Below are 14,162 nucleotides of genomic sequence, written 5' to 3'. Positions count from 1 at the left end.
GCGAGCTGCCGAACCCGGTACTACTCCCGGCCCTGACGACTCGCCGCTGGTGTGTAGCGCTGGAGGGACAGCACGACTCGTCTTCGCTCGTTAGGTTGCCGGAGTGACGGATCTTGAGCGGGGCATCTACGAGCACCTGATCACCCACCAGCTCGGCGGCCAGCTCCACCACCTCGATCCTGCCCTCGTCCAGCACCGCCCCCTGGACCCCGCCGACTCCTACGAGCACCTGACCCGTCACCTCGCCACCCTCATCAGCCGCGCCCTGCAAGCCGTTCCCAACGGCGACGACAAGATCCACCGCCAGGTCGACCTGGCCAACCGCCTCGCCACCGCCATCGCGGATCTCAACTCCGACGCCGCCGGCCCCAACGATCAGGTCGCCGACGCCCGGAACCTCCTGCACGCCATCGCCGCCCCACCCACCCCACCCGCACAGCCTGCCTTTCCGCAGCGCCCCACCACCCCGCTCTCCACCGGAGCGCTCCTGGTCAACGGCCGCCACCAGCCCCGGATCGGCCACGAGGTCACCCACGAGATGGCGTCGGCCGGCCACGTCGACCTGCTCTGCGCGTTCATCAAGTGGCACGGCCTGCGCATCGTCGAGCCGGCCATCCGCGAGCTGATCGGCCGAGGCGGCAAGCTGCGGGTCATCACCACCACGTACCTGGGCGCCACCGACCAGCGGGCGCTGGACCGGCTCGCCGAGCTGGGCGCCGACGTCAAGGTCTCCTACGAGACCAGGACCACCCGGCTGCACGCCAAGGCATGGCTGTTCCGCCGGGGCAACGGCACCACCACGGCGTACGTCGGCTCGTCGAACCTGTCCAAGGCCGCGCTCGTCGACGGGGTGGAGTGGAACGTCCGGATCTCGAACATCGAGCAGCCGCACGTCATCGACACGTTCACCGCCACGTTCGAGGACTACTGGAACGACCCCGCGTTCGAGTCGTACGAGCCGGGCAGGGACGCCGAGCGGCTGCGGCAGGCGCTGCGCGGCGAGCGGTCGGACGACGGCGTCACCCAGATCTCGAATCTGGACGTGCGGCCGTACCCGTACCAGGCGGAGATCCTGGCCGACCTGGACGCCGAGCGGCAGGTGCACGGCCGGCACCGGAACCTGGTGGTGATGGCGACCGGCACCGGCAAGACGGTCGTGGCGGCGCTGGACTACCGCCGGCTACATCGCGGCAAGACCGTCGACTCGCTGCTCTTCGTCGCCCACCAGGAGCAGATCCTCAAGCAGAGCCTCGCGACGTTCCGCCAGGTGATGGGCGACGGTAGCTTCGGCGAGTTGTTGGTCGGCGGCAAGGAGCCGACCGACTGGCGGCACGTCTTCGCCTCGATCCAGTCGCTGCACCGACGAGAAATCAACCCCGAGGCGTACGACATGGTGATCGTCGACGAGTTCCACCACGCGGAGGCGCCGACGTACGCCCAACTGCTGGATCGGTTGGAGCCGCGCGTACTGCTCGGGCTGACGGCGACCCCCGACCGGGCCGACGGCGGCGATGTTCGGCGGTGGTTCGACGGCCACGCCGCCGTGGAGCTGCACCTGTGGGAGGCCCTTGAGCGGCAGTTGCTGGCCCCGTTCCAGTATTTCGGGCTGCACGACGACGTGGACCTGTCGCACCTGCGGTGGAAGCGCGGCCTGGGATACGACCTGGGCGACCTCGGCGGCGTCTACACCGGCAACGAGGCGCGGGCTCGGCTCATCCTCAAGGCCGTGCGGGACAAGGTCGACGTGGACCGGATGCGGGCACTCGGGTTCTGCGTGGGAATCGGGCACGCCGAGTTCATGGCGGACTGGTTCACCCGCCGGGGCGTACCGTCGGCTGCGGTGACCTCCCGGGCGGACCGCGCCGGACGGTCGCGGGACGAGCTGCTTCGGGAGTTCAAGGCCGGGAAGCTGCGCGTGCTGTTCACGGTGGACCTGTTCAACGAGGGGGTCGACCTGCCGATGGTCGACACGATCCTGATGCTGCGGCCCACCGAGAGCGCGACGATCTTCCTTCAGCAGCTCGGCCGGGGCCTGCGGCTGGACGACGACAAGCCCTGCCTCACGGTGCTGGACTTCATCGGCGGGCAGCACGCCAACTTCCGCTTCGACCTGCGTTGGCGGGCGCTGACCGGGGTGACCCGGCGGGCGATCAGGGACGCCGTCGAGCAGGGCTTCCCCTCCCTGCCGAGCGGCTGCCACGTCGAGCTGGACCGGGTGGCGAAGGAGGTGGTGCTGAGCAACCTCAAGAGCGCCATGCCCACCTCGAAGAAGGGCCTGGTCGCGGAGCTGCGGCAGCTCGGGGACGTCAGCCTGGCCGGGTTCCTGCGCGAGACCGGGCTGGAGATCGAGGACGTGTACCGGTCGGCGTCGGTCGGCGGGTGGACCGGGCTGCGGCGGCTCGCCGGCCTTGAGGCGTCGACGCCCGGCTCGGACGACCGCGAGCTGGGGCGGGCGGTCGGGCGGATGCTGCACCTCGACGACACCGACCGGCTGGACCTGCTGGCCCGGGTCGCGGCCGGTGAACGGCCCGCAGCCGGCCGGCTCTGGAACATGCTGCACTTCGACCTGTGGGGGCCGAACGCGTCGCTGGCCTCGCGGGACGAACGGGTGGCGCGGCTGTGGGCGGAGCCGGCGCGCTGCGTCGAGCTGCGCCAGGTCGCCGAGGTGCTACGAGAGCGGATCCACCGGGTTACCACGCGGGCGGGGGCGCTGCGGGTGCACGCCCGGTACAGCCGCAACGAGGCGTGCGCGGCGTTCGGGATGCCGAACCCGGGGTCGCTGCGCGAGGGCGTGAAGTGGCTTGAGTCCGAGCGGGCGGACCTGTTCTTCGTCACGCTGGTCAAGTCGGAGCAGCACTACTCCCCCACCACCATGTACGCGGACCGGGCGATCACGGACCGGCTGTTCCAGTGGGAGTCGCAGAGCACCACGTCGTCGGTGTCGACGACCGGGCAGCGGTACGTCAACCACGAGAAGCAGGGGTCGACGGTGCACCTGTTCGTCCGGGAGACCCGGGTGCCGGACCGGGACCTCGGTGCGCCGGCCTACCTGTACGCCGGGCCGATGGCGTACCAGGAGCACAGCGGGGACCGGCCGATGCGGATCGTCTGGGAGCTGGCCCATCCGCTACCCGCCGACATGTACTCCGCCGCCCGGACGATCGCCGCCTGATCGTGCTTCCCGCCCGACGCTCTCGGGGACGGGGTCGCACCATCCGATGAGAAGGACATTCACCCTTCTCCATCCACAAAACGTGTGCTAACCCTGAGCGATGATGACTACACCGAGAGTGGCATGGCGATCGGGCGCAGGCCACCCCGGTACGCCGTCACCGCCTTCCTCGCCCACGGCGAGTGACCGGTGAGCACCTGGGCAGGTACACCGCCCTCGCCCTCGCCCTCCCCTGCCGGCCGTCCGCAGCCGTCGGAGCAGCAGCCCATCCTCGGCGTCGAGCCGGGCACGCCGCTCGACCTGCTGCTGGTCAACGCGCCGCTGCGCGACTACACGCTCCGCCCCCGGGTCAACAACTCCCCACTGCCGGTGCTCGGCTTGGGCTACCTCGCCACCTACGCCACCGTGCAGGGCTTCAGCGTGGGCGTCCTCGACGGGGAGTCCCTCGGCCTCAGCGTCGAGGAGATCCAGGGCATCGTCAACGAGGCCGCGCCCCGCTGGGTGGGGTTCAACCTGCTGGCGCCGACGTACGAGCTGAGCGCCCGCATCGCCGCCGGCCTCGACCCCGAGATCCAGATCATGGTCGGCGGTCACCAGGCGAAGGCAAGGCCGGAGGCGGTCATCGCGGACCCGCGGTTCGCCCGCCTGGAGGCGCTGATCGTCGGCGAGGCCGAGACCCGGCTCGTCGAGCTGCTGAACGACCACCAACAGCGGGTACGGCTTCCGGGCGTGATGTGGCGGGACCCGATCCTGGGTACGCCGGTCACGGGCGGCGTACCAGGCACGGCCTGGCACCTGACCCCGGACGTCAACGCCCTGCCGTTCGTCGACCGGCGGTTCTTCGCCGCCGACCCGTACCGACCGGGTGACGGGCCATGGGAGGCGGCGATGGTGGGCGCCCGCGGCTGCCCGTACGAGTGTTCGTTCTGCGGCGCGGCCGTCAGCGCCAACCTGGACGCCGCCATCCGCACCCGGGAGCCGGCCAACATCATCGCGGAGATGGACGAACTCAACGTCCGGTACGGCGTGCGGGCGTTCCGGTTCGTCGACGAACTCTTCCTCGGCTACGAGCGGTTCGTCCGGCACTGCATGCCCGCGTTCACCGAGGCCGACGTCGGCGGCCGGTACGTCTGGGACGCCACCGGCCGGATCAACATCCTCGCCCGCGCCGACGACGCCCTGCTGGAGACGCTCGCGGCGAACGGTTGCCGGGAGGTCGCGCTCGGCATCGAGTCCGGCAGCGAGCGGGTGCTCGGCCACCTCGGCAGGCGGATCAGGCCCGAGCTGACCCGGGACGTGGTCAGCCGGCTCACCCGCCGGGGCATCAACGTCAGGGGCCACTTCGTCCTCGGCCTGCCCACCGAGACGCGCGCCGAGCTGGAGGCGACCGTCCGGCACGTACGCGAGCTGTGGGACCTGACCGAGAACGCGCCCGGCACCTTCCGGGCGAGCATCTTCGAGTTCCGCCCCTACCCCGGCACCCCGCAGTGGCGCCGGCTGCTGGCCACGGGCCGGTACGACCCGGCGCGGCTGCTGGACCACAGCGCCGGGGAGCTGACCGCCGACGGGTTGGACGAGGCGATGCGGACCGGCGACGAGTTCGACTTCCCGGCCAGCCTCCGGTTCGGGGAGGTCGGGTGGCCGCACGTGCGCCGCCGGCTGGTGGAGCTGGCCCGGGCCCAGCACGAGCGGCTGTTCGGCCGCTGACCACTGGTTCGTCCTCGCCGGCGGCCTGAGCGGCGTCGGCGGCCTGAGCGGCGTCGACAAGACGACGGTGATCGAGTTGCTCACCGACCTCGTCGCGGCCGAGGGCCGGGACGTCCATCGGACCATGGACGCGATTTGTTGGACGTGAAATGACCAGCCTCCTCCCCCGCGAAGTCCTGGGAGGGTCGCCGCTATGTCGCCCCGTGCTGCCCCGTGCCGCCCCGCGCACCGGGCAGTCGGGTGGCGGCCGGACGATCGCGCCCCGCATCCGGTCGGGACCTGCCCTTCGGCCCCTATGGAGCTGCCCCGTCTACGCGCCCGCTCCATCGGTAGCACAAACGGGGCAGCTCCATAGGGGCCAACGGAGGGTAGGCCGACCCGGCGGGGCCGACCCGGCGGGGCCGACCCGGCGGGGCCGACCCGGCGGGGCCGACCCGGCGGGGCCGACCCGTGGGCGACGCTGCTCTGGGCCACCGGTCGGGGCGAGCTGCCAGGCCGTCCCGTACTCACCCACTGGCGTTGGGAGGGCGTCCCCCGACCGAACCAGCCCGAGTGAGCCGGCCCCAGGCCGGCGGTACGGTGCGGGGATGGAACAGCGGATCAGCCTCGTCACCCTCGGCGTCGCCGACCTGCCCCGCGCCCGTGCCTTCTACGAGCGGCTCGGCTGGCGCGGTCAGGAGGTCGAGCAGACCGTCTTCTTCCAGGCCGGCGGCCTCGCCGTCGTGCTGTGGGCGCGGGACGAGCTGGCCGCCGACGCCGGCATCGGCGACGCGGGCGCGGGCGGCTTCGGCGGCCTGAGCCTGGCGCAGAACGTCCGGTCCCGCGAGGAGGTCGACGAGGTGATCGGGGCGGCGGTCGAGGCCGGCGCGACGGTCACCAGGCCCGCCCGGGAGACCTTCTACGGCGGGTACGCCGGCTACTTCGCCGACCCGGACGGGCACCTGTGGGAGATCGCCTGGAACCCGGGCTTCCCGCTCGCCGCCGACGGCACCCTGACCGTCCCCGACTTCGGCACCGCCTGACGCCGCCCCGGCCGCCGAAACGGCCGGAGCGGCTCGGGGCGGTGGAGGCGGCGCGGGCCGGTAGAGGGCGGCGCGGGCCGGTAGAGGGCGGCGCGGGCCGGTAAAGGGCGGCGCGGGGCGCAGGGCAGGGCGGCTCGGGGCGGTCAGTGGACCGGGTCGTGGGTGCCCCGGGGCACGTGGGGCTTGCAGCGGCGCAGCCGCTCGGCGGCCATCCGCCCGCCCATCGCAAGGCCGTGCCGCTCGACGGCGGCCAGCCCGTACGCGCTGCACGTCGGGGTGTAGCGGCACTGGCCCGGCCAGCGGTGCGACAGCCAGCGCCGGTAGCCGAGGATCGCGGCCCGGCCGACCCGGTCGACGACGGGCGCGCGGGTCGCCCCGGCGGCCACCGAGCCGAGGGTCAGCATGAACGAGAACAGCCCGAAGTCGCAGCAGTCCGGGCCATCGCAGTCGCAGTCGGTGCAGGAGTCGCCCCGACGCTTCTTCTTGCGGTGGTGGTTCCGCTTCAGATTGATCACGTCGCCGATGGTGCGACACCCGCGCCACCCCGCCGGGCCGGGGCAGGGCGGGGGCGGGCTCAGGTCCAGACCGTGCGGCGGAGCCCGTCGTGGGTGGCGCACGCGTCGGCACGCCCCCCGGTGAGGCTGAGCGCCCCGTCGCGGCACTGCACCAGGTACCCCCGGCCGGCCCAGAAGTCCTGCCCGCAGTCGAAGTAGTCGCACACCCGCACGTCCGGCTTGCGGATGCGGGAGCCGCCGCAGTAGTCGTACCCGAACGGGTTGGCCGGGGCGCCGCAGAACCCGTCGCGCACCGGGGTGGGTGACGCGGTGCCGCGCCGGGGCTGCTTGGGGGCGGCCCGGCCGACGGCGGCGGCACGGGAGCTCGCGCGCGCGGGCGGGGTGGTGGCGGGGGCGGGGGTCGGGGTGAGGGCTGCGGTCGCGGCGGCGGCGACGTCCGAGCCGGGCCGCACCGGCGGGTCCGACTCGAAGAGCACCGCGGGCAGCAGCAGCGCCGCGGCGGCGGCCACCGCGACGGTACGCCGGCCGCCCGGCACGGCGGCGGTGATCCGGGCCTGGCCGGGGGTGGCGATGGCAGGGCGGAACGGCCGGGTCTGGTCGTGTTCGGCGATCAGCTCGTCGAGCTGGGCGAGCACGGCTCCCCGCTGCTCGATGGCGTCGGCGAAGGCCAGGGCGAGGGTGAACCGGAACTCGGCGGCGGCCTCGGCGGGCAGCAGCAGCCCAGAGGTGCGCCGCCGGTCGAGGACCTGGATCAGCGTGACCGGCGCCGCCGGGTCGTGGGCCAGCCCGGTCATCTTCCCGTACGCCCAGTCGCGCCGGCCGCGCCCGCCGAGCAGGACCAGCCGGCGGTCGGTGAGCACGGCGATCCCGGCGTCGGTGACCTTGACCCCGTCGGGGCGTCGGTGGTGCAGCGCCGGCCGGGCCGGGTCGACGCTGAGGTCGGGGGCGGGGAGCACGGCGGTGTGCCGCAGCTCGACCAGTTGCGCGGCGGGCAGCGCCCAGTGGACCAGCTCGCCGGGGGCGAGTTCCAGGGGCAGGCCGATGCCTGCCGTCGCGCGCCGGCCGAAGTCGACCGCCACCGCGCGCAGCCGCCGCAGCTCCTCGTCGCGCCGCCGCCACGCCTGCTCGGCGCCGCGGTACGTCCGCTGTCGTCGTTCGTTCTGCCGGTACGCCCACCGGTACCGCCACGTGGAACCCGTCGAATCAGTCTTCGCCACGCCGACTCCTTAGCCGCGCGAGCCGCCAACCGGGGTGTCATCCGGATCAACGGCGCCGACCGACCGAACGGACCCGGCGAAGCGGGCGAATCACCTGATCGGTGGACAAGAGCGGACGAGAAGCGGATGACGCCGCGTCGATTCACGTTCTTTCGGCGGTCCTCGGCGACGCCGTGTGGATCGGTGGATCACTGGGTAACGTCAGCCGCAGCCGGGCCGCGATGCCGCGCCGGCAGCACCAACGCGAAGGGGGGACCCGTGACCGGCCCGGACCAGCGCCCGCGTGTCGTGATCGGGGTCGACATCGGCACCACCAGCACCAAGAGCGTCGCGTTCGACACGGACGGCCGGCAGCTCGCCACCCACTCCGTCGGCTACCCGTTGGACGAGCCGCACCCCGGCTACGCCGAGCAGGACCCCCTGCTGATCTTCGACGCGGTGGTGGAGACGGTCCGCGCGGTGGTGGCGGAGCTGCCCGGGCCGATCGCCGGGCTGTCGTTCAGCACCGCGATGCACAGCCTGATCGGGCTCGACCCGGACGGTAAGCCGCTGACCGCGTCGGTGACCTGGGCGGACTCCCGCGCCAGCCGGCAGGCAGAGCGGCTGCGGGCGGTCCCGTCGGGGCTGGCGCTGCACCGGCGAACCGGCACCCCGGTGCACCCGATGGCGCCGCTGCCGAAGCTGGTCTGGTTCGCCGAGCAGGAGCCGAAACTGTTCGAGCGGGTCGCCCACTGGGTCAGCATCAAGGACTATGTGCTGCTGCGGCTGTGCGAGACGCTGGTCACCGACCACTCCGTCGCCTCCGCCAGCGGCCTGATGGACATCCGGAGGCTCGCCTGGGACGCCGAGGCGCTGCGCGTCGCCGGGATCACCGAGGAGCAGCTCCCGCAGCTCGTTCCGACCACCACCGTGCTGCCGGGGCTCACCGCGGAGGCCGCCGCCGCGACCGGCCTGCCGGCGGACACCCCGATCGTGGTCGGCGCCGGCGACGGCCCGCTGGCCAACCTGGGCCTCGGCGCGGTGCACCCCGGCGTGGTGGCCTGCTCGATCGGCACCAGCGGAGCGATGCGGGTGATGGTGGAACGCCCCGCCGTCGACCCGCTCGGCGGGGTGTTCTGCTACGCGCTGACCGAGGACCGCTGGGTGGTCGGCGGCGCGATCAACAACGGCGGGATCGTGTTGCAGTGGGCCGGCGACGCGCTCGCCCCCGAGCTCGGCGAGGAGTTCGAGGAGAACCTGCTCGACCTGGCCGCCCACGCGCCCGTCGGCTCCGGCGGGCTGATCATGCTGCCGTACCTGCTCAGCGAGCGCGCCCCGCACTGGAGCGCGCTGCCGCGCGGGGCGTACGTCGGGTTGACCCACGGCCACCGCCGCGAGCACCTGGTGCGGGCGGCGCTGGAGGGGGTCTGCCAGCAGCTCGCCCTGGTGCTGTCGTCGGTGCGGGCCGCCGGCAACGAGGTGCGGGAGGTGCGGGCCAGCGGGGGCTTCGCCCGCAGCCCGCTGTGGCGGCAGATGCTCGCCGACGCGCTCGGCATGCCGGTGCGGTTCCCGGCCGGCCACGAGGGGTCCAGCTTCGGCGCGGCGCTGCTGGGCATGCAGGCCCTCGACCTGATCGCGTCCGTCGACGTCGCCGCCGACCTCGTAAAGATCGACGAGACCGTGCACCCCGACCCGACCGCCGCCGCCGTCTACGCCGCCCTGCTTCCGCTCTTCTCCGAGCTGTACGACGCGCTCATCCCGACGTTCACGTCGCTGCGACGGCTGGCCCCGAGCCTGCCGCCGGAGCCACCGCCAACCTCCCCACCCATGTGATCGCCCGTACCCTCCTGGCACGGACGCCGTCCGAAGGTCGTGATAGCCGTGGTCACACTGCTCGCCGCACCGGCGGAACCACTCACCGACGCCGGTAACGCTCAACTGATCGTCGCGGCCCTGCTGGGCATCGCCGCGGTGGTGGTCCTGATCGCCTGGGGCAAGGTCCACCCGTTCCTGTCACTGATCCTCGGCGCGGCGGTGCTCGGCGTCGTCGCGGGGGTGGCGCCCGACGCCATCGTCACGTCGTTCACCGGCGGCGTCGGCTCCACCGTCGGCGGGGTCGGTCTGCTCATCGCCCTCGGGGCGATGATCGGCGGCCTGCTCGCCGAGTCCGGCGGCGCGGACGGCATCGTCACCCGGATCGTCAACAAGGTCTCCGGGTCGGCCCTGCCCTGGGCGATGGCCGGGGTGGCCGCGCTGATCGGCCTGCCGCTGTTCTTCGAGGTCGGCGTGGTGCTGCTGGTGCCGATCGTGCTGCTGGTCGCGAAGCGCACCGACGTGCCGCTGATGAAGGTCGGCATCCCGGCGCTGGCCGGCCTGTCGGTGCTGCACGGCCTGGTCCCGCCGCACCCCGGCCCGCTGGTGGCGATCTCCTCGCTCAACGCGGACCTGGGCCTGACGCTGGGGCTGGGCCTGCTGATCGCCATCCCGACCGTGATCATCGCCGGGCCGGTCTTCGGCAACATCATCTCCCGGTACGTCCCCGCGACGGTCCCCGAGGGGCTGCTGCCGACCCGCACGCCGGCCGGCGTCCCCGGCGCCGGGAGCAGCGGGCGCGACCAGGGGCCGGCCGGCCGCCAACAGGCCGGCGTGGACGGCGAACTGCTCACCGACGACGACCTGGTCAACCCCGGCACCGGCCGCCCCGGCGCGCCGGTCGACGACTCCGGCACCGAGACCGCCCGCCGGGCCCCGAATTTCTGGGCGGCGGTGATCACCGTGCTGCTGCCGGTGGCGCTGATGCTGCTGCGGGCCGTCGGCGAACTGGTCCTGGCCGAGGACAGCACCGGCCGCAAGGCCCTGGACATCGTCGGCGCCCCGATCGTGGCGCTGCTGGCCGGGGTGATCGTGGCCATGTTCACCCTCGGCTTCCAGGCCGGGTTCGGCCGCAAGCAGGTCTCGTCGGTGCTCGGCGGCTCGCTGCCGCCGATCGCGGGCATCCTGCTGATCGTCGCGGCGGGCGGCGGGTTCAAGCAGGTGCTGGTGGACGCCGGGGTGGGCAACCTGGTCGCCGACGCGGCGGAGAACGCCAACCTGTCCCCGCTGCTGCTGGGCTGGCTGGTCGCGGTCGGCATCCGGGTCGCCACCGGCTCGGCGACGGTCGCCACGATCACCGCGGCCGGCATCGTCGCCCCGCTGGCGGCGACCCTGGACCGGCCCGGGGTGGCGCTGCTGGCCCTGGCCGTCGGCTGCGGCTCGCTGTTCTTCTCGCACGTCAACGACGCCGGCTTCTGGCTGGTGAAGGAGTACTTCGGGCTGACCGTCGGGCAGACCATCAAGAGCTGGTCGGTGATGGAGACGATCATCTCGGTGGTCGGCTTTGCCGGCGTCCTGCTGATCGACCTGCTGTTGTGACGCACTGACCGGGCAGCCGCCGGCCCGTCGGTCCCGCTCGTCGGGGGCCGACAGGCCGGCCCCCGTTCAGGCCCGGGTGATCGCGTTGGCGTGGATCGCCTCGGCGACGTAGGCGGCCAGCCCGGGGCGGATGTTCTCGAAGTGCGCGGTGAACCGCTCGTCGGCCACGTACATGTCGGCCAGCCCGGTGTGGATCTCGTACGTGCAGTCGTAGAACCAGCGGCTGATCAACTGCCGGTGCTCCTCGGCCAGCGCCATGGCCTCCGGGCCGTCGGCCGGCGCGCCGGAGTCCAGCAGCGCGCCGATCCGCCGCCCCCACTCCTCGTTCTCGGCCTTGTTGCGCAGCCAGTCGTCCTTCGAGTAGCCGGCGGTGCGTCGGCTCGACTCCCGGTACGCCTCGCCGTCGCCCCAGCGCCGCTCCGCCTCCTCGGCGTACGCCTCGGGGTCGGCGTCGCCGAAGACCTCGAACCGCTCCTGCGGGGTCAGTCTGATGTCCATCCTTCTCGCCTCCAACGCGAGCTCGATCGCCACGACCATCTCCTGGAGCTTCCCGATCCGCCCGGTGAGCAGCTCGTGCTGCCGGCGCAGGTGCGCCTTCGGGTCGGCGGCCGGGTCGTCGAGGATCGCGGTGATCTCCTCCAGCGGGAACCCCAGCTCGCGGTAGTAGCGGACGAGCTGCAACCGCTCCAGGTCCGCGTCGTCGTAGCGGCGGTAGCCGGCCGGGGTGCGCCCGCTCGGCGAGAGCAGGCCGATCTCGTCGTAGTGGTGCAGCGTCCGCACCGTCACCCCGGCGGCCTTCGCCACCTCTCCCACCGCGTACGCCATGGTTCCCTCCCTTCCGGTGACGAGCCTGCCGCCTCCCGTCGCGTGAGGGTCAACCCCGGGGTCGTACCGCCGGGATCAGCGCGGCGCGCAGGTCGGCGAGGTTGGTGGGGCGACCGTAACGCCAGCCCTGGCCGTGGACGCAGCCGATCGCGGTGACCGCCGCGTGCTGCTCGTCGGTCTCCACCCCCTCGGCGACCACGGTCAGGTCGAACGCCCCGGCCAGCCGGGTCACCATCTCCACCGTCGCGTATGCCCGGGCGTCCTCGCCGAGCCGGGCCACGAACGACCGGTCGATCTTCAGCTCGGTGGCCGGGATGTGGTGCAGGTAGCTCAGCGAGGAGTAGCCCGTGCCGAAGTCGTCGATGGCGATCCGGATGCCCAGCTCGCGGAGCTGACGCAGCCGCTCCAGCACCGTGTCGCTGCCGTCGATCAGCGCCGACTCGGTCAGCTCCAGGGTCAGCGCGCGGGGGGCCAGGCCGGCGCCGGCGGTGGCCGCGGTGACGGTGGCGATCAGGTCCGGCCGGCGCAGGTGCGCGGCGGCGATGTTCACCGCGACGGTCGCCTCCGGGGCGCGGTTCCGCCAGGTGGCGGCGGCCCGGCAGGCCTCGTGGATCACCCACCGGTCGATGGGCAGGATCAGCCCGGTCTCCTCGGCCAGCGGCAGGAAACGCGCCGGGGGGAGCAGCCCCAGCCGGGGGTGCCGCCAGCGCACCAGCGCCTCGGCGCTGCGCACCTCGCCGGTGGCCAGGTCGACGATCGGCTGGTACTCCAGGTGCAGTTGCCCCTCGTCGACGACGCGGCGCAGGTCGGCGATCAGCTCGGCCCGGCTCACCGCCGCCTCCCGCAGGGCCGGGGTGCAGGTGCGGTACACGGACTTGCCGCCCGCCTTGGCGGCGTACATGGCGATGTCGGCGTCGCGGAGCAGGTCGATGTGGGAGGTGTGCTGTGGGCCGTACTCGGCGATGCCGATGCTGGCCGAGGGGTGCACGCCCGCCTCCTCCTCCCCGGGGGAGGGTTGCAGGGCGGCGAGCAGCCGCTCGGCCACCCGCTCCGGCCGGACCTGCCGGTCGCCGTCGACGAGGACGGCGAACTCGTCGCCGCCCAGCCTGGCGATGCTCCCGTCGTCGGCCACGGCCCGCGCCATCCGGCCGGCGATGCTGGTCAGCAGGGTGTCACCGGCGCTGTGCCCGAACCGGTCGTTGACCTGCTTGAAGCTGTCCAGGTCCAGCAACAGCACGGCGACCGGGGCCTCGTCGCGCAGCGCCTCGCGCAGCCGGCGGTTGAACATCAGCCGGTTCGGCAGGCCGGTGAGCTGGTCGGTGTAGGCGAGATCGCGCAGCCGGGCGACCAGCCGGAGGTTCTCGTTGGCGGCCAGCCCCTGCCGCAGCGCCAGGACGCCGAGCAGCGCCATCATGCCGACGAAGACCATGTGCGGGGTCTGCCCGGTGGGCCGCCGGGCCAGTACCACCGCCACGATCGCCCCGCCCACCGGCAGGTACGGCAGGGCGACCCGCCACCAGGGCGGCAGCGGCGACTCGGTGGGCTCGTCGGCGTCGTCCGAGACCGGGGGCAGCGGGTACCGGCTGGCGGCGGCGATCAGCAGGTAGCTCAGCGGCCAGCAGACGTCGATCGGGTGGCCGGGGGCGTAGCTGCCGTTCGCGAAGAGCGAGACGTACGTGGCGTCGGCGACCGCCCTGGTGACCAGGCTGGCCCCGATCAGGGTCAGCGGACGCCACATCGGACGCGCCGGCCCGGCCACCGCGACCAGGATGGTCAGCTGCACCAGATCGAGCATCGGGTAGAGCAGCCCGAAGGTGCGCAGCGGGTCGGTCAGGTCGGCGGCGGCGATGCCGCGGAACACCACGACCCAGCCGATCGGGATGAGGGCGAGCCCGACGATGACGCCGTCCAGCACCGTCCGGGCCCGCCCGACGGCGCTGCGCGGGGCGGCGAGGGAGCAGAGCAGCGCGGCGGTGCCGGTGACGATGCCGAGGGTGAACAGCAACCCGATCAGCGGGGTGTTCGGCAGGCCGCCGTCGCCGAGCCGCTGCACCGTCCACAGTGCCCGGCCGAGCGCGGCGAGGCCCATGGTGGCCGCGAGCAGCACCCAGAACCGGCGTAGCGGCGCGGGATGACGGCGGGCCGCGTGGACGCACGCGTAGCCGGCCCAGCCCGCCGTCACGATCGCGCCGAAATCGCTGACCAGGGCCGCGCCGGGCAGGCGGGCGACCAGCCAGACCGCCTCGACGAGCAGGACGATCGCGGCCACGACGAGTCCGGCCCGACCGGGCCGGTACGCCCCGGCGGGGGTCGA

The 14,162-nt window shown here is 73.4% G+C and carries 9 protein-coding genes; 5 read left to right on the top strand and 4 right to left on the bottom strand.

Going from position 1 to position 14,162, the window contains the following annotated elements:
* Positions 1 to 103: 103 nt before the first annotated feature.
* The 3 genes from GVV04_RS11705 to GVV04_RS11695 all read left to right on the top strand — a co-directional run bounded on the left by GVV04_RS11705 (position 104) and on the right by GVV04_RS11695 (position 5,901).
* Entirely contained in the window at positions 104 to 3,172 is a 3,069-nt protein-coding gene (locus tag GVV04_RS11705; RefSeq protein ID WP_161687453.1) for a DUF3427 domain-containing protein, read from the top strand.
* A 189-nt stretch (positions 3,173 to 3,361) separates the two neighbouring features.
* A complete protein-coding gene (locus tag GVV04_RS11700) occupies positions 3,362 to 4,879 on the top strand; it encodes a B12-binding domain-containing radical SAM protein (RefSeq protein WP_328822321.1) in 1,518 nt (505 codons plus the stop codon).
* Positions 4,880 to 5,466: 587 nt separating this feature from the next.
* Entirely contained in the window at positions 5,467 to 5,901 is a 435-nt protein-coding gene (locus GVV04_RS11695; RefSeq protein WP_161687451.1) for a VOC family protein, read from the top strand.
* 143 nt (positions 5,902 to 6,044) lie between these two features.
* Here GVV04_RS11695 and yidD read toward each other — a convergent pair whose 3' ends face one another.
* Together yidD and GVV04_RS11685 are read right to left on the bottom strand one after the other, a co-directional pair.
* Complete coding sequence (gene yidD / locus GVV04_RS11690; protein WP_328822320.1) at positions 6,045 to 6,416, bottom strand: membrane protein insertion efficiency factor YidD; 372 nt, start codon at positions 6,414 to 6,416, stop codon at positions 6,045 to 6,047.
* A gap of 59 nt (positions 6,417 to 6,475) precedes the next feature.
* Entirely contained in the window at positions 6,476 to 7,633 is a 1,158-nt protein-coding gene (locus GVV04_RS11685) for a hypothetical protein (RefSeq protein WP_161687449.1), read from the bottom strand.
* A 258-nt stretch (positions 7,634 to 7,891) separates the two neighbouring features.
* On the opposite strand from GVV04_RS11685, the gene GVV04_RS11680 reads away from it, so the two are divergent.
* Positions 7,892 to 9,445 (top strand): gluconokinase, encoded by a 1,554-nt coding sequence (locus GVV04_RS11680; protein ID WP_328822319.1) that lies wholly within the window; start codon positions 7,892 to 7,894, stop codon positions 9,443 to 9,445.
* Between the two features lie 48 nt (positions 9,446 to 9,493).
* Positions 9,494 to 11,023 (top strand): GntP family permease, encoded by a 1,530-nt coding sequence (locus GVV04_RS11675; protein ID WP_161687445.1) that lies wholly within the window; start codon positions 9,494 to 9,496, stop codon positions 11,021 to 11,023.
* A gap of 66 nt (positions 11,024 to 11,089) precedes the next feature.
* On the opposite strand, the gene GVV04_RS11670 is transcribed toward GVV04_RS11675, so the two are convergent.
* Entirely contained in the window at positions 11,090 to 11,848 is a 759-nt protein-coding gene (locus GVV04_RS11670; protein WP_161687443.1) for a MerR family transcriptional regulator, read from the bottom strand.
* Positions 11,849 to 11,897: 49 nt separating this feature from the next.
* Positions 11,898 to 14,117 (bottom strand): putative bifunctional diguanylate cyclase/phosphodiesterase, encoded by a 2,220-nt coding sequence (locus tag GVV04_RS11665; protein ID WP_328822318.1) that lies wholly within the window; start codon positions 14,115 to 14,117, stop codon positions 11,898 to 11,900.
* Between the last annotated feature and the right edge of the window lie 45 nt (positions 14,118 to 14,162).

This window comes from Micromonospora rubida (assembly GCF_009908295.1).
GTDB classification, from domain to species: Bacteria; Actinomycetota; Actinomycetes; order Mycobacteriales; family Micromonosporaceae; genus Micromonospora; species Micromonospora rubida.
This window is presented reverse-complemented; position numbering and strand designations above follow the sequence as displayed.

Excerpts from the sequence above, each read along its gene's own strand:
- GVV04_RS11695 (WP_161687451.1), top strand. The coding sequence starts at position 5,467 with ATGGAACAGCGGATCAGCCTCGTCACCCTCGGCGTCGCCGACCTGCCC.
- GVV04_RS11670 (WP_161687443.1), bottom strand. The coding sequence starts at position 11,848 with ATGGCGTACGCGGTGGGAGAGGTGGCGAAGGCCGCCGGGGTGACGGTG.